Annotated in this window: 11 protein-coding genes; 5 read left to right on the top strand and 6 right to left on the bottom strand. The window is 58.3% G+C overall.

All coding sequences use genetic code 11. The features are described from left to right. Positions 1 to 381 precede the first annotated feature (381 nt). Positions 382 to 1,083: an SAM-dependent methyltransferase gene (locus tag HMPREF3039_RS08680; RefSeq protein ID WP_197457182.1), complete on the top strand. Its 702-nt coding sequence runs from the start codon at positions 382 to 384 to the stop codon at positions 1,081 to 1,083. A gap of 81 nt (positions 1,084 to 1,164) precedes the next feature. Here HMPREF3039_RS08680 and HMPREF3039_RS08675 read toward each other — a convergent pair whose 3' ends face one another. Beyond that, positions 1,165 to 3,162: a beta-N-acetylhexosaminidase gene (locus HMPREF3039_RS08675; protein WP_067572732.1), complete on the bottom strand. Its 1,998-nt coding sequence runs from the start codon at positions 3,160 to 3,162 to the stop codon at positions 1,165 to 1,167. 238 nt (positions 3,163 to 3,400) lie between these two features. Here HMPREF3039_RS08675 and HMPREF3039_RS08670 point away from each other — a divergent pair, with 238 nt between their 5' ends. Then, a complete protein-coding gene (locus HMPREF3039_RS08670; RefSeq protein ID WP_147550021.1) occupies positions 3,401 to 4,186 on the top strand; it encodes a hypothetical protein in 786 nt (261 codons plus the stop codon). Positions 4,187 to 4,217: 31 nt separating this feature from the next. On the opposite strand, the gene HMPREF3039_RS08665 is transcribed toward HMPREF3039_RS08670, so the two are convergent. Beyond that, positions 4,218 to 4,811: a M15 family metallopeptidase gene (locus HMPREF3039_RS08665; protein ID WP_067952079.1), complete on the bottom strand. Its 594-nt coding sequence runs from the start codon at positions 4,809 to 4,811 to the stop codon at positions 4,218 to 4,220. A gap of 224 nt (positions 4,812 to 5,035) precedes the next feature. On the opposite strand from HMPREF3039_RS08665, the gene HMPREF3039_RS08660 reads away from it, so the two are divergent. The 3 genes from HMPREF3039_RS08660 (at position 5,036) to HMPREF3039_RS08650 (ending at position 9,440) form a co-directional block, all read left to right on the top strand. Beyond that, on the top strand, positions 5,036 to 6,826 hold the full coding sequence (locus HMPREF3039_RS08660) for a chloride channel protein (RefSeq protein WP_082770228.1): 1,791 nt from the start codon (positions 5,036 to 5,038) through the stop codon (positions 6,824 to 6,826). Positions 6,827 to 6,987: 161 nt separating this feature from the next. Continuing rightward, positions 6,988 to 8,550, top strand: coding sequence for a sigma-54 interaction domain-containing protein (locus HMPREF3039_RS08655; protein ID WP_231863891.1), 1,563 nt, complete (start codon positions 6,988 to 6,990; stop codon positions 8,548 to 8,550). Beyond that, complete coding sequence (locus tag HMPREF3039_RS08650) at positions 8,547 to 9,440, top strand: squalene/phytoene synthase family protein (protein ID WP_067572740.1); 894 nt, start codon at positions 8,547 to 8,549, stop codon at positions 9,438 to 9,440. The genes HMPREF3039_RS08655 and HMPREF3039_RS08650 overlap by 4 nt, the downstream gene beginning before the upstream one ends. Positions 9,441 to 9,457: 17 nt before the next feature. On the opposite strand, the gene HMPREF3039_RS08645 is transcribed toward HMPREF3039_RS08650, so the two are convergent. The 4 genes from HMPREF3039_RS08645 to HMPREF3039_RS08625 form a co-directional block, all read right to left on the bottom strand. Further along, positions 9,458 to 11,026 (bottom strand): glycoside hydrolase family 75 protein, encoded by a 1,569-nt coding sequence (locus HMPREF3039_RS08645; protein WP_067572742.1) that lies wholly within the window; start codon positions 11,024 to 11,026, stop codon positions 9,458 to 9,460. Beyond that, positions 11,023 to 11,868 (bottom strand): SDR family NAD(P)-dependent oxidoreductase, encoded by an 846-nt coding sequence (locus HMPREF3039_RS08640; protein ID WP_067572744.1) that lies wholly within the window; start codon positions 11,866 to 11,868, stop codon positions 11,023 to 11,025. The genes HMPREF3039_RS08645 and HMPREF3039_RS08640 overlap by 4 nt, the downstream gene beginning before the upstream one ends. Before the next feature lie 391 nt (positions 11,869 to 12,259). Beyond that, positions 12,260 to 13,027, bottom strand: a complete 768-nt coding sequence (locus tag HMPREF3039_RS08630; protein WP_231863890.1) for a PEP-CTERM sorting domain-containing protein — start codon at positions 13,025 to 13,027, stop codon at positions 12,260 to 12,262. Positions 13,028 to 13,563: 536 nt separating this feature from the next. Next, complete coding sequence (locus HMPREF3039_RS08625; RefSeq protein WP_067952078.1) at positions 13,564 to 15,411, bottom strand: GreA/GreB family elongation factor; 1,848 nt, start codon at positions 15,409 to 15,411, stop codon at positions 13,564 to 13,566. Between the last annotated feature and the right edge of the window lie 86 nt (positions 15,412 to 15,497).

The following is a 15,497-nucleotide window of genomic DNA, read 5'->3' as shown; positions in this document are numbered from 1 at the left end:
CGAATTCATAATCCGCTGAATTTTCCTGCCTTTTCAGGGGCTTTCCGGGGTGATGGAAAACGGCAGAAGACGACGCCATGACTGCGGCGGCTGTTGACACGGGAAGGGGAATTCCGGTAAACACCAGTGAAAGTATGAAGATAATTGTTTGCTGAATGCGGTATCTTTTACGGGGAGGCCATGCGTTTCCCCTGAAGATACCCGTGCCTTGATTTTCCGGCGTTCCCTGTTGTCTTCAGGAGTGTTCCGGGCACGTCTTGCGCGATTTTTCCAAGCCGGATTTTCCCTGCCGCCCCGTCCGGGCAGCATTTGATTGAATGAAAAGGGCCTTTTGCGCCCTCTAATATAAATACATTACATACCTTGAAAGGAAATAAGACATTGAAAACATATCTTGAACAGCAATATTTGAATGAGAACATGATGGGGCCCAACGCCATCACTCTTCTCAAGGAGCTGAGCTGCCAAATCCCCCTTGAGCCTTCCATGCGCGTGCTTGACCTGGGATGCGGCCGCGGGCTGACGTCCGCGTATCTGGCCGATACGTTCGGAGTCCAGGTTTTTGCCCTGGATTTGTGGATTCCGGCCACGGAGAATTATCTCCGTTTCCGGGAGCTTGGACTGGATTCCCGCATTATTCCCCTGCACGGAGATGCCGGGAACATGCCTTTTGCGGAGGAGTATTTTGATGCCGTGGTGAGTGTTGATTCCTACCACTATTTCGGCCGTGACGAGAAGTACATGGATTCCTGCCTGGCTCCGCTGGTGAAACACGGCGGCCTGATTGCCCTGGCTTTGCCCGGTTTGAAGAAGGAACTGACGGACGGGCTTCCTCCGGAAATGGCCCTTTCCTGGACGGAGGAGGACATAGAGACCATCCACAGCGCCGGCTGGTGGGCGGAGCTTCTTTCCAAATCCCGCGAGGTGGAACTCCTGTCCGTGCGGGAAATGGATTCCTTTGACGAGTGCTGGGCGGACTGGCTTGCCTGCGACAATCCCTATGCCGTCGGCGACCGCCGGGCCATGGAGGCCGGAGCAGGGAAGTACATGAATTTCATCTCCGCCGTCTGCCGCCGCAAGTAGGGCGCCGTATTCATCCGGAAATAGGGAAGCCTGCGGAACGTTCAGTTCCGCAGGCTTTTGTTTCGGAATGATAACGGGTTTTCAGGGCGCCTCAAGGTAAATTGTGCCGTGGGAGTCATTGCCTCCGGCGCCTTTGAATTTGGCCCTGACCGTATAGGCGGCGCCGGATTTGACTTCCGGCACGTTCAGGATGTACTGGATGTTTTCCTTGCGGGTTCCGCTTTTTCCTGGGTGGGCGTCCCGGGCGATTTCCCTGTCCCCCTCATACAGGGCGACGGACTCTATTTCAATGGCATGGGCTCCCTTGTCGTAAAGAAGCGTGACGGTGTAGTTGCCGGGGGATTTGATCAATTGCGTGGCGTCAAAGGAGTGTTCCTCCCTTGCAAGATCGCCGGGAGTCCAGGTTCCCAGCTTTGGCGTGTTGAAGAAGTCTGCCTTGTCCAGTTGACCCACGATGTCCCCGGCATAGCTGATGCCCATCAGGTCCATACGTTTCCCGTAGTCTTTCAAGCGCTTTTTGAAGTCCGGGAAGTCCTTTTTGTCCCTGGCTGTCCAGCCCACCTCGGCAAAAGCGCAGGCACGGGGAAAAACCTGGTAGTGGAGGCGTTTCACGTCCGGCACCCATTCCGTCCACATCTGGGCTCCCAGCCCCTTGACCTTGGAGTGGTATTGTTCCTCAAGCCCGTCGAAGACGGGTTCAAAGCCGTAGGCTTTTTGCAGCGGGATGCTGCCATAGCTGTAGTCGAGGTACGTGAATCCGTTGGTAGAGTTGATAACGTCGTGGCCTTCCCGGATGGCGTCCTTCGCCAGACTGGCGCTGCCTTTCCAGAAGTGGATGACGGCGTTCGTGTCCAGCTTGCCTCCCGCCTTGCCTCCGCCGTCCCCATTGACGTCATGGCCGTAGATTTCATTCCAGCCCATCATGCGGCGGCCTTTTTTGGCAATGATGCCGGACATGCGGTTGGTGAAGTGCATCTGGACGTCGGAAAGGCTTTTCAATTTGTTTTTCTTCATGAACGCCTCAATTTCCGGCACTCCTTTCCATTGCTTGTCGTAGCGCACTTCATCCCCGCCGATGTGGATGATTTTGCCGGGGAACAGGGAGACGACTTCGTCCAGCACGTCGGACAGGAAGGCATAAGTTTTTTCCGAGGTGGGATCAAAAGCCGTGTTGACGATGAAGGTGGTGGGCACCTCCGCGGGAGTTTTCAGGCTCAGGAAGGGATAGGCAACGGCGGCCGCGCTGGCATGCCCCGGCATTTCGATTTCCGGGACGATGGTGATGTTGCGCCGGGCCGCGTATTGCACGATGTCCCTGATCTGTTTCTGGGTGTAAAATCCTTCATGCGGCGTACCGTCCGATTTGCCGCTGTTCCACGTTCCTGTTTCCGTTTCCCTGCGTTTGGAGCCGACGGAGGTAAGGCGCGGGTATTTTTTGATTTCCATGCGCCATCCAACATCGTCCGTCAGGTGCCAGTGCAGAATGTTCATTTTCAGCAGGGCCATCTGGTCGATGATTTGCTTGATGGCTTTTTCACCGAAGAAGTGGCGGGCTTCGTCGATCATCAGCGCGCGCCAGGAGAACCGGGGATAGTCCACGATCTTGAACGGCATCCGGGAAATGTTCCATTGCACGGAGGATTTGTCCGCATTCCGGTCATGGAAGATGACGGGCATCATCTGGACCAGGCTCTGGGCAGCATAGAAAATGCCTTTGGGGTCCGCGGCGGCAAGGATGATTCCGCGGGGAGAGGATTGGATGGAATAGGCTTCCTCTCCTCTGGATGCCAGGGAGGGGTCTTTTTTGATGATGATATTGGCGGCGTTTTTGGGCGCGTCCTGCGGGGTTTTCAGAGGAAGGGGAAGCCCCGTTCCTTCGCTCAATATCTGCTGCAACTGCGTGGCCCTGTTCAGGAAGGCCTTGTCCCGGACGTCGGGAACGATTGCGGAATCCCGGGTGAGTGTGGCCGGGGCGCCCTTTTGAAGCGTGATTTCCGCCGGTTTGGGGATGATCTGCTCCTGCGCGAAGACGGAGGGAAGACAGAGGAAGAGAACGCAGGCCGGCAGGGTTAATTTCATTTGTTTTTGCATGGAAATCTACGGAAGAATACCGGAATGGGGTCCGCAATCTTTCATGGGTTCCCTTTTGGCATTTCTCCGCATGAAGGATTCTTTTTTCCTCCGGTGGCCGTGTTTTCGGGAGGGGCGTTCTGATTATCGACTTGCAGGGAAAAAGAAGATGGACGTATAGTGCAACGGAGTGCGGTTCCCGTCCGGGCCTGCCGCCCTGGAAACGCTTTTTCAACACCGGAATGACATGAAGACGAGAATTGGAACGGGAGTGCTGCTGGCGGTCTGCGCCGCTTTTTCATGGAGCGGCGCCCTGGCGTCCACCACGAATTGCCTGAATCCGGCGCATTACCTGAAGACGGGAGGTTCCCACCCCCTTTCCCTGGCGGAGCCCGCGGAAGACAGGGTGTACCTGCGCTTCCAGACGGGATGGGCCAGCAAGTACGAGTGCGAGGGCCTGGACCTGTGGGACGGCAGCCTGTGCGCGTTCGTGCCGGAAATTCAGTACAGGGAGTGGGTGGGCAAGATATGGTACGGCGTTTCCACGGACCATCAGAATCATGCGGAGTTGAAGTACCGGCTGGATTACGTGAAGGAACTGGGGAACTGGACGGTCATGCCGTGGTACGAGCACAGCTTTGTTTTTCCCGGAGACAAGGGGATTCCGCGTCCGGGGCTGAAAACGACGTATCGCTTTTCCGACCGCTGGTTTGCGGGAACGGATCTGTACTGGCAGTACAACAATCATACGTTCCGCGGCTATTATGCGGCGTTTGCCGGCCTGCATGAAGAGATAGCGGATTGCGTCCGGGTGGACGCCACGATCCGCTACGGCTATAACGGCGGGTATGTGGGACCGGTGGTTCATCACGGTTCCAACGCGCTGGACTACAATTTGAGTTTTACGTTCCGGGCCACTTCCCGGCTGACCGTGGAGCTGTTTACCAATTTCAGCCAGGCGCTGACCGTCCTCAGCCAGAAAGGCCTGGGGAACGATTTTTATTACGGCATCAACCTGAAATATACGTTCTGACGCCTTTTCCGGGTTTTCAACGCATGGGGCCTTACGGGCGGACGAACTGGATGTGCATCCAGTCATATCCCAGCTCCCGCCCCAGGGAGAACGCCCCCTCTCCTTCCACGATGGACCAGAACGCATCGTATTCCGGACCGGAAAAGGCAGCTTCCGGCGCGCGCATGTACATGGCGTTGCGCAAAGGATCCAGGTCCACGGCAATTCCCCATGCGTGCAGGGACGGTCTGTTGGCGCCCCTGACGGGCCGGTTGTTGAAGCAGCCGCCGTAAACGTCCAGATGCAGTTCCCGGATGCGTTCCAGGCCGTAGTGGTCCAGCGTCTTTTGAAAGATGTTGATGAGGGAGCCGGCGACCAGCCCGTGACAGGTGATGGAGGTGATTTCCGTATCGGGAGCCCAGGAGGGCCTCAAGGGGTAGGGAAGGGCCACGGTGACCAGGGAGCGCGTGTCTCCCGGCTTTCCGAAGATGGATCTGCCGGAGAGCACTTCCCGTTCCGAGGGCCATGCGGATGCGGGATATTTCAGTTCATGCGCCAGTACGGTGAATACTGTGCAGGCAATGAGCAGGAATGCCAGTCTCCGGAGGCGGCCGGAGACCTGTTTTTGCGGCTGGGGAGAAGGCATGGCCGTTTATGGGTAGCGGGAGACAATACCGGTTTATCAGGTTTCCCTGCCGGTGCAAGGTATTTGAGTGGGAGGCCCTTTCAAGCCTTGTTTTTCCGAGCTTATTTTGTCGGTAGAGCGCGGAAGCCGCCAGACGGGGGGAGGAGGCCGTGGCGGTATCTGCGCCTGATTCGAACGTCCGGACGGAATTTCATGTCTCAACGGAACAGTCCTGTTTTTTGCCCATGAATCCGTCTCCCCCCGATCCTCAGACTCCTCCCGGGACAGTCTGGTATGGATGGGTTTTAAACCTGTTCCACCATTTGAAGGTGGGGGAGAGCCAGGTGACTTTCATGTGGGCGGTGCTGGTAGGGATTGTCGGGGCCAGCATGTCCATGTGCTTTGAATGGCTGGTGGAGTTTATTCAATGGCTGCTGACGGGCATTTGGTCGGATTCCCGGGTGGGCGTTTTTTCCCTGCTGGAACCGGAATGGCGGATAGCCGTACCGGCCATCGGCGGCCTAGTGGCCGGGTTTATTCTTTTATTCGTGAAGAGAAGGATGCCGGGGCAGGCCATGGAGTACATGGAGGCCCTGGCCATAGGCAACGGACTGATCAAGGTCAGGGCTTCTTCCCTGAAAGTTCTTTCCGCCGCATGGAGCATTGCTTCCGGAGCGGCCATCGGCAAGGAAGGCCCCATTATCCAGTCTTCCGCCCTGATCGCCTCCGCCGTTGGGCAGAAGCTCCATGTTTCCATTCCCCGTCTGCGCCTGCTGGTGGGATGCGGCGCGGCGGCAGGTTTCACCACGGCGTTCCACGCTCCTTTTTCCGGCTGCCTGTTCGTGAGTGAGATCATCATCGGCACGGTGAGCATGGATATTCTGGCTCCTCTTTTGATTGCCTCCTGCACCGGGTTTCTGATGCTGCACCTGCTGGGGGACCCCTCGCCTCTTTACAGTTCCCCGTTTGAGAGTTTCACGATGTTTTCCCAGTCCCTGTGGTGCGTGGCGCTGGGGGTGCTGGCCGCCGTGGCGGCCAAGGGCTGGGTGGCTCTGCTGGATGTGTCCAACAAGTATTTGAACGGGCGCCAGTCCCTGCTGCCCGTGCGCCTGATGGCGGCCGGGCTGCTGGTAGGCGTTCTGGCCTGCTTTTACCCGGAGGTGGTGGGCAACGGGCAGGCTCTGATCACCGGGCTGGTGCATGAGGATTACGGGACGCAGCAGGCGCTGATTTTGCTGGCGGTGAAGGTGAGCGCCGTGGCAGTGGTGTTCGGCTGCGGCACCGTGGGCGGGGCGATGACGCCCACCCTGTTTGTCGGGAGCATGGTGGGTTTTATTTTCAGCACCCTGCTGAATCTCATGGGCATGGAGGGCAATCACGCCGTGGCGTATGCCATGGTGGGCATGGCGGCCTTTTTTGCCACGGCGGCCCAGGCTCCGCTGACGGCGCTGGTGATGGTGGTGGAGTTTTCCATGAGCGGGCAGATGATTTACCCGCTGCTGATCGGTGTGGTGAGCGCCTACGGAACCAGCAAATTGATCCGGGCGCGTTCCATGTACGCCGCCAGCCTGTCCGGAAGCACCGCTTCCGTGGTGAGCCTGCCCATGGCGCAGGTTCATGTGCATGATCTGGCGCGGCACGTGGTGCCGCAGGTGCTTCCGGATGCTTCTCTGGAAGAGGTTTCCTCCCTGATGCTGAAGAATCCGGGGGATTTGATTTTCGTGGTGAAGCAGGACGGTTCCTACCTGGGGACCATTTATCCGGGCGATGTGCCGGGCATCCGGAAGAAGTGGAATCCCGGCCCCGGCGGGAAGCCTCCGTCGGCAGGGGACCTGATCCGTCCGGGCGCTCCCGTGCTGGACGGGGATACGCACCTGACGGATGCCCTCAAGCTGTTTGAGCAGGACCACCTGTCCGCCGCCGCCGTCGTGCGCCAGGCGGACGGCCGTCTGGACGGCGTGCTGTACCGCACGGCGCTGTTCCAGGTGATTACGGAGATGATGAAACGGGAGTCTTCCGGAGCGGAACCTCTTTGACGCGGAGAGGCGCCGGAACACGGTATTACAATTTTGTAATTGCGTTGTCATGCTCGTGACGGTTTTATTTCATGTTGATGTTCAATGGTGAGGATGGCAGATGATTTTGCCCTTTCTTTCCACGGGAAACGCGGTGTACGAAAAAAGGGTTGGTTGGACGCATGAGCCCGGTTAGTATCCGGACAGCTACGGGCTGCATGAATGGCATGAACAAGTCTCCCGATTTGGAAATGATCGTGTTGCAGGAGATCAGTTCTGCAATCGTCAACGAGCGCAACGGCACGGTCCTGTTGCAACATATCCTTGATATTTTGTACCGCCGCATGAAGATGCTGCGCGGCACTTTCACCATCCGCCACGGGAACGACCTGATGATCGAAGCCTCCCACGGACTGGACGAACAGGAAATGAAGCGCGGCCACTACCATGTGGGCGAAGGCATTACGGGCCATGTGGCGGAAACGGGCCGTCCCCACGTGATCGAGGATATTTCCCGGGACCGCAGGTTTCTGAACCGCACCCGCACCCGCAAGAGCGGGGAAAAGGTGGCGTTCATCTGCGTGCCCATCATTCATTTGCAGCAGGTCATCGGCACCTTGAGCATCGACCGCCCCGTGGATGCGGAAACGGATCTGGAGCGGGATTTGAAGCTGATGCAGATTGTGGGGAACATCGCGGGGGATGCCCTGGCGGCATGTCTCCAGGCCCACGAGGAAAGGGAGGCCCTGGTGGCGGAAAATGAGAAGCTGCGCGAGTTGCTGACGAGCAATCCCGGCGAGCTGATAGGGAACTGCCGCCCCATGCTCCAGGTGTATGAGCAGATACGGCAGGTGGCCCCCAGCGACGCCACGGTATTGATCCGCGGCAGTTCCGGAACGGGGAAGGAACTTGTGGCGCGCGCCGTGGTGAATCTGAGCGCCAGGAAGGACAAGCCGCTGATTACGATGAATTGCGCGGCCATGCCGGAAAACCTGCTGGAAAGCGAATTGTTCGGCCATGAAAAGGGGTCTTTCACCGGGGCGACCAGCCGCCGCATTGGCCGCGCGGAAGCCGCGGACGGCGGAACCTTGTTCCTGGATGAAATCGGGGATTTGAGCCTGCAAATGCAGGTGAAGCTGCTGCGTTTTTTGCAGGAGAAGACTTTTTCCCGCGTGGGAAGCAACCGGGAATTGCATTCCGACGTGCGCTTCATCGCCGCGACCAGCCGGAACCTGGAGGAACTGATGGCGGAAAACAAATTCCGTGAAGACCTGTATTACCGTCTGAATATTTTTCCCATCGTGATGCCGGACCTTGTTCAGCGCAAGGGGGACATCATGCTGCTGGCGGAGCATTTCCTTTCCAAGTTCAATCTCAAGTACGGCAAGCATATCACGCGCCTTTCCACCCCGGCCATCAACATGCTGATGGCCTACCACTGGCCGGGCAACGTCCGGGAACTGGAGAATTGCGTGGAGCGCGCCGTCATTACGGCGCAGGACGACTGCATTTACGGCTACAATCTGCCCGCCTCCCTCCAGATGCCCAGCAGCGACGCCCCGAATTCCCGCGGAGGGGAGGAACAGGCGGATTTGCCCACGATGGTGGATTCCTTTGAACGGGAATTGATTGTGGCCGCACTGAAGCGCTCTCCGGGCAACATGTCCACGGCGGCCCGGGAATTGGGCATTTCTCCGCGGGTACTCCATTACAAGATGCACAGGCTGGGCCTGCAAAAGTTATGAAAGGCCTCCATCAGCTTTTATCCGCCGTTTCCCGGTCCTTTTACCTGAGCATGCGCTTTCTGCCCCGTGAGATGCGGCCCGGCGTGGCCGTGGGCTATTTGCTGGCGCGCGCCACGGATACGGTGGCGGACACGGTGGATATGGATTTGAAGGAACGACTGGCTCTGCTGAAGATGATGGGCGCGGCTGTGGCGGGGGATGCCTCCCACGAGGCGGCCGCAACCTGCTTCGGCCGGCTGGGCGTGCTGTCTTCCGTGCAGAAGCACCGGGGGGAGGGGGAACTTCTGGCGCGTTTTCCCGAATGCCTGGCCCTGCTGGAAGCCCTGCCGCCGCGGGAGCAGATGCTGGTGCGGAACGTTCTGGCCACGATTGTGGAGGGACAGGCGTGGGACCTGGAATATTTTGCGGAGCGTTCCTCCGTCACTTGTCCGGAACAATTGGAACATTACGCCTACATGGTGGCCGGATGCGTGGGCGAGTTCTGGACCAGGCTGGGCCTCCTTGTCCTTGGCGGCGCGTTCAGCACCCAGCCGGAAGAGGTGCTTTTGCGGTGGGGAGTCCATTACGGAATGGGGCTGCAGCTGGTGAACATTCTCCGCGACCGGGAGGAGGATTTCTCCCGCGGGAGAAGCTATCTGCCCGGAGATGATGCGGAACCTTGGCTGGAAAAGGCGGAGCTGTGGCTGAAGGAAGGCGTGTTTTATGCGGAGTCCCTGCATAACGGACGATTGCGTTTTTCCACGGTGCTTCCGGCGTGGCTGGGGCTGGATACGCTGGATTTGTTGAAACAGCGGGAAATTCCCTCTTCCGGAAAGGTAAAGGTTACGCGCGGCAGGGTGTATTCCCGGATGTGGAAGGCGTTTCTGTTTTCCTGGAAGGAAGCCCTGTAGTCCGGGAGGACTGCACGTCAGGGGGCCGCAGGCGCGGATGTGGTGGAAGACGGGGAAGAAGGTGTTTCCGACGGTTTGTCCGCAGCCGTTTTTCCGTCTTTTGCCGTGGTTTCCGCTTCCTTGCCGGAAGCGGAGGGAGAGGGAGAAGGCGCCGGGGCGGGAGGCGGCTTGGGAGCAAGCAGGTCTTCCCACTGGTGGAGTTTGAAGGCGTCTCCCATGCCGCCTATGTCGTTGAGCAGTTCCCGGCATTTCGCCGTGAGCTTTTCATAGTCGGGCGGTCCGGCTTCCGGTTCCGCGGTGCCGGGGAAAATGAGGTAGCTCACCACCAGGTCGGAAACGGGGCGGCTATAGGGGCCGGATTTGGGGTTGATTTCCCGGCTCAGGCGCAGGGAGCCTTCCCCCGTTTTGTAGCGGGGGCCCGCGTCTCCCACCAGGGCCGGGTATAATTTGCCGTCCACGATGACGACGGCGTAGTCGCCGAATTGCGGGGAGAACGGGGAGGACTGGTTGACGACGCCCAGAGGGACCACAATGAAGGGATCGTATTCCGAGATCAGGAAGCTGTACCTTTTCAGTTCCGCAATGACTCGTTCCGCATGGTCTATTTTGCTGCGCAGGGCGGCTTTTTCCGCGGCGGGGGCCTTGGCCAGGCTTGCCTTATAGGCAGCCAGCCTCTGCTGCCAGGGCTTGAGCAGGGGATTGGGCTTGTCCGTGCGCTTTTTCCAGCGGTAGGAGGTGCTGGGCTGGTAGAAGGAACTTTTTAGGATTTTGTCCGGCATGGTGGACAGACGGTCACCGTCCGACCCGTCGGAAACGACGTCCATTTCACTTTGAAGCCACAGCAGTTTTCTGCGGGTTTCCGGGTGGGTTATTTCCAGGATGGTTTCCGTATCGTAGAAGTTGTGGCGGTCCAGCAGCTTGGTCAGGGAGGCCAGGTTTTTGCGGATTTCCGTTTGTTTGCGGGCGTAGATCTGCCCGTAGTAGGGAGAGACGCGCGCGTGGCTGAACAGGGTGGACAGGTCCGGGAGGATGGCCTCCAGTTTGGGGTTGAGCTTCAGGATGTCTTCCTTTTTCGTCAGGGCTTGGGGCTGTTTGACGTTCAGGGTGAGCGTCATCTGGTAATTGCTTTTGGTTTCCTTGTCGCTGGAGGCCAGCGTACCGGGCAGGAAGTTGGCCTGGGTTTTCAAGTTCAGGCCGCGGGCCAGCTCGTAAATGTTCGTGAGCGCTCCTGTAGACGGCCTGGTGGGCAGAACGGGCGGAAACGGCGGATACTGCACGGGGGGCAGGGCGATGGTGCGCTCCGGCGTCCAGGGAGACAGCAGGCGCGCATCTTCCGTGGCCGTGCCGGGGCGTCCGGCAGTATCCGGGGCGGCCGTCTGCGTCTGGTCCGGCTGTTCCGGGGGAAGGGAAGTGTGGGGCGGGTAGGCGTCCGGGGCATCCGTCGCCGGTTCCGGCTCTCCTTTCAGGGCGCGGATGATCTGGGCCGGATACGGCGTGAAGAGGGACGCCGCCATGGCGGCCAGGCAGGCGCAGACCGTAAGCTTGAACCAGGTGATGCGGGTGATTCCGCGGCGGTGGGGTTTCATGGCGCGGGAGGGAGGGTTTCGGTTGGAGAAGGCTGGACTTTCCGGGGGCGTCTGCCCATGAAGAAGCGGATCAGCCCCAGGGGAGCCGCATTCAGCAGCAGGGCCGCCAGCCGTATTTTCATGCCGGGGAAGACTCTGGCGCGTCCGCGGCACAGGGCGCGCAGGCTGTCGTTCACGACGGTTGCCGTGGGGGTGTCAAAGGCGTTTCTGCCCGGCATCATGTTGCCGGTGAAGCCGGGGCGGCGCGCCGCTTTCCCGAATCCCGTGGAGACGGGGCCGGGGCAAACGGCCAGGACTCGTATGCCGTGTTCCTTCAGTTCCAGCCGCAGGGCTTCCGACAGGCTGGAAACGTAGGCCTTGGTGGCCGCATAAACGGCAAAGTCCGGGATGGGGAGCAGGGCCGCCAGGGAGCTGATGTTGATGATGTCCCCGCCGTTTCTTTTCAAGCCCGGTATCATGGCGTGGCACAGGCGCGTGAGGCTTTCCACGTTCAGGCGCAGCAGGGTGCGTATTCTGTCCCAGGAGCCTTCCGAGAATTCCCCGTAGTCTCCCGCTCCGGCGTTGTTGATCAGGAGGGTTTTTGCCGCAGGCAGTTCCAGAAGGCGCCCGGCCAGATTGTCCAGGGCGGATTCGTCCGCCAGGTCGCAGGGAAGGGCGGCGGCGCGCAGTCCGGGATGTTTTTCTTCCAGTTCGGCGGCAAGCTGTTGCAACGCCTCTTCATTCCGGGCGACGAGAACCAGTTCCCCGGTGCAGGAAGCCAGCGTCCGGGCAAAGGCCTTCCCGAATCCGGACGATGCGCCCGTGATGATGATTCGTTCGTACTGTAGGCGTTGGTTCTGCATGATGGAGCCGGGTACCCCGTATCATGGTCAATCCGCCGCAGGACCGCAATGAAAAAGGGGACCGCTGGACGCAAAAAAACTTGAAGGAGTTGTTTTTCCGCTTTTCCGTGAACGCAACGGAGCATCGTGAATTCCCGGCTTCGTTTCATCGCTCCGCGCCGTTGGAGGGATTGGAGCGCCTTTCCCTGCGTGCAGAGGGATATCCGGGACGGTGTGCATGAAAAGAGGGGGCGCTATTGCCGCTGCACGGCGTTTCCGACGGACCGCACCGATTTTTTCTGCGGGGATTTTCTAGAGGAATTGCCGTATCATTCCCTGTCTTGAATAGAAAACTCCGTACCCCGGATAAGGAGGTACGGAGTTTTTGTCTCTCGGAAAAGATGAGTCCGGGTCAGTTTCTGCGGCGGCGCAGAAGCAGGGCGGAGAGCCCCAGAAGGCCCAGGGACGCCGTGGCCGGTTCCGGGACGGAAGTCAGCGCCAGAGTATTGATGCTGCCGCTGCCCCCCTGGGACAGGATGTCAAGCCGGGTATTGTCGGCCGTCACGTCAAATGTATAAGTCATCAGCACCCAGTCCCCGGTGTGCGTATTAGCCGTAACGGTGGAACCGTTCAGCGTGGCGCCGGAACCGGTGGAGTAATCGTCAAGAATGGCGGAAATGTTGGCTATGCCGTCGCCGCTGAGGCTGAAGGAAGAAGTATTGCCTGTGCCGTAATCGTTCCCGCGGCCTACCAGCATCGTCAGCGTGTAGGTGCCTGCGGACAGATTGTTCAGGGACATGGTGAAGTTGCCATTGGCGGAGCCGGCAGTGTTGACAACGCCCCCCATAGGGTTGCCCAGAGACATGTCCTGGCCGAAGACGTCATAGAACTTGTTGTCATGGCCCGCCAGCGCGGATACTTTTGCGGTAGCGTCAGTCAGAGCACCGTTTGGACCGCAGCAAACGCCGCCGGTCGTGACAGTGATGGCGGTAGTTTCCCCGCCAGTAGTTGCCAGTGCTCCGGAAGTGTAGGAATTTGAGCTCCCTGTGGAAACCTTGTTTACTTTTTGTCCGGCTTCCCCGCGGTAGGTTCCTTCCACAATGGCAGTGCCATTGCCGGAATTGATGCCGAACGATATCAGGACTGTAGATGCTTCCGCAGCGACGGTTGCCGCAGTCATGGCGGTCAGAATAAATAATGTCTTCTTCACAATATGCAGGGGATAGTCAATGGAATACAACGAACGGGCTACTTGCTGTACCTGCCTATAACGAATTTGGAATCCGAAGTCAATCTACAATTTTAAGGGGAAGGGTTTTGAACAGATTTCCACCGCTTGTACAAACATCACAGGGCGGGAGGGCAAGTCTTCCTTTTTCCACGGATAAAGTTGTTCCCGAAGCATGACGAAGGGGTAATTTCGCTTCTGTTTTTCTGCCGTTACGGCCCTTGGAGGAGGTGTTAAGAACTTATTTCCAGAAGATTGCATTTATCAAAAAAGATGGAATGAATTCGTTACTTCACCAGGATATGGAATACTGAACCAGTCGGAAAGAACTGGATTGTTCCCCAAAGTAAACCTGTCGGATTCCAAATCCGCCCCAATTTTTTTCTTCAGCACAACTTTTTTATATTCAATATATATGACAAAATATCGCAAAAAAATCCTCCATGAAACATGGAGGATTGAAAGAGAACATCTGCGAATAACCGTTCTTAAAAAGAGGCTTCAATGGCGGTGATTGTGAACACCTTCTTTTTGTCGCCGTCCATGGGGACGATTTTTACCTGGTCGCCCACTTTCTTGCCGGTCAGTTCCTTGCCGACCTGGGAGAGATAGGAGACGATGTGTTTTTCCGGGTTTGTGTCCCACGCTCCCAGAATGGTGTACACCACGGGGTCTCCGCCGCCGAGGGGCTGGAGCGTCACTTTCGTTCCCATGGCCGCTCTGGAGGTGTCCGTTACGGTGAAGTCCGTGCCGCGGGCCAGGGACAGCGCGTGCTCCAGTTCCGCGCGGCGGCGGTTGAGCACTTTTTCCACTTCCTTGGCGTCCTGGTAGCCGCCGTTTTCACGAAGGTCGCCTTCCGCACGGGAAATTTTCTTGTTGTGCAGGTTTTCCGGAATTTTCACGTTCACCAGTTCTTCCAGTTCCTTCTTGCGCGCTTCCAGGCTTTCCCAGGAGACGAAGACCGGTTCCGGCTTGTCGGAGGTGTCCACCATGGCATCCAGCACGATGGAATGAAGGTCCGGGAAGACGCTGATCACGCGGGCCATCAGCGCGCCGCGGTCCTGCTCGGAGAAGGCGGATGTGTTGTACAACATTTTGGCGAACTGGCGCACTTCCGCCACGTCCTGCTTCCTGATCATTTCCTGAATCATGTTTTTGTCTTCCATGAACAGGTTTTTCAGGCGCAGCATGCGGTTGGGGCCGCCGTCCATGTGGTCCTGTTCAATCAGGGAGAGCATGGCGATGCCTACCGGAAGGCCGAAGAGAGGCTTGGCGGCGTCATTGCGCTGGCGGCATATCCAGATGAGGGATTCCGCGGGAAGGGTCTGGCGAAGCAGGGAATGCTTCAAGTGCTTGATGAAGGTTTTTTCCTGTCCCTGTTCAATGAGGAATTTGGCGATTTCCCCCACGGCGCGGGCGCCGCTGGCGTCAAACAGTTCCAGGGTTTTTTCCGTCCATGAGTCGCCGAAGATTTCCGGAAGCACGGCATACACGCGCTTTTGGCGCACGGCGGGCATGGAATTGAGGATTTCCGCGAAGCGTTCCACGTCTTCAATGCCGTTTTCCACCAGGGAACGCAGGGAGCAGGAGGTTTCCGCCGCTTCCGTGTTCTTGACGGCGGCAATCAGGTCGTCCCGCAGAATGGCCAGTTCCAGCACCTGCTGGAGGGCCAGGCTGCCGCCGTTGCAAACGTCGGCGTTTACGGCCTGGATCAGGGTATTTACCGCCTCCGGTTCGGAGACCACGTTTTCCATCTTGACGCTATCCAGCACGCGCACTTTCGCTTTCAGGTCGGCGGCCTTGCCGTAGTCTTCCAGGGCGGCCTGCGCGCGGGAAAGCGTGTTGGTGCGCAGGGTGATGCGTTCCCCCTTGCGGGTCGGCATCATGAACTGCACGTTGGTGCGCAGCATGGCGCGCACCTTGTCCCACCAGTTTTTCCATTTGTCTTCCGCAATAACGGTGCCTTTCAGGGCGGCTTCCAGTTTTTCCGGGGTGAGGGAATTGCCGTAGCCCTTCAGCGTCAGGCGCACCAGTTCCACGGGATCGTCCGCGGCCAGGGAGATCAGGAATTCCGGATCTTCATAGCGCTTGGCCAGGAAGTGGTCGTCACCGATGAATTCCAGAATGCGGGGAGCAAACTCCAGCGCGATTTCATGTTCCGGATTTTCTTCAAAATCAATGACCAGCTTTTTGGCCGGCAGGTTCCAGGAAATGACTTTTCCGGCTCCCCAGGTAGAGTGGAAGCAGTAATGGCCAGGTGAGATACAATCAAGTTTTTCAGCGAGAGCGGGGGTAATTCTCCCCAGAGACAACAATTTCTCCAAGTCGGCGTGCATACTAAAGCACATGATACGCCGGCCCCTACGGGTATCAAGACTAATATTCCCGGTGTACGCACAGAGAAGAGCGATCCGGCAGGATA

This window comes from Akkermansia sp. KLE1798, assembly GCF_001580195.1.
In the GTDB taxonomy this organism is placed as follows: Bacteria; Verrucomicrobiota; Verrucomicrobiia; order Verrucomicrobiales; family Akkermansiaceae; genus Akkermansia; species Akkermansia biwaensis.
The sequence above is the reverse complement of the archived record's forward strand: the minus strand, read 5'-3'. Positions and strand labels throughout refer to the sequence as shown.

Bases quoted from the DNA above. Each gene is read 5' to 3' on its own strand.
- HMPREF3039_RS08655 (WP_231863891.1), top strand. From the start codon at position 6,988: ATGAGCCCGGTTAGTATCCGGACAGCTACGGGCTGCATGAATGGCATG.
- HMPREF3039_RS08650 (WP_067572740.1), top strand. From the start codon at position 8,547: ATGAAAGGCCTCCATCAGCTTTTATCCGCCGTTTCCCGGTCCTTTTAC.
- HMPREF3039_RS08660 (WP_082770228.1), top strand. From the start codon at position 5,036: ATGAATCCGTCTCCCCCCGATCCTCAGACTCCTCCCGGGACAGTCTGG.
- HMPREF3039_RS08645 (WP_067572742.1), bottom strand. From the start codon at position 11,026: ATGAAACCCCACCGCCGCGGAATCACCCGCATCACCTGGTTCAAGCTT.
- HMPREF3039_RS08630 (WP_231863890.1), bottom strand. From the start codon at position 13,027: ATGACTGCGGCAACCGTCGCTGCGGAAGCATCTACAGTCCTGATATCG.
- HMPREF3039_RS08640 (WP_067572744.1), bottom strand. From the start codon at position 11,868: ATGCAGAACCAACGCCTACAGTACGAACGAATCATCATCACGGGCGCA.
- HMPREF3039_RS08670 (WP_147550021.1), top strand. From the start codon at position 3,401: ATGAAGACGAGAATTGGAACGGGAGTGCTGCTGGCGGTCTGCGCCGCT.
- HMPREF3039_RS08675 (WP_067572732.1), bottom strand. From the start codon at position 3,162: ATGAAATTAACCCTGCCGGCCTGCGTTCTCTTCCTCTGTCTTCCCTCC.
- HMPREF3039_RS08665 (WP_067952079.1), bottom strand. From the start codon at position 4,811: ATGCCTTCTCCCCAGCCGCAAAAACAGGTCTCCGGCCGCCTCCGGAGA.
- HMPREF3039_RS08625 (WP_067952078.1), bottom strand. From the start codon at position 15,411: ATGCACGCCGACTTGGAGAAATTGTTGTCTCTGGGGAGAATTACCCCC.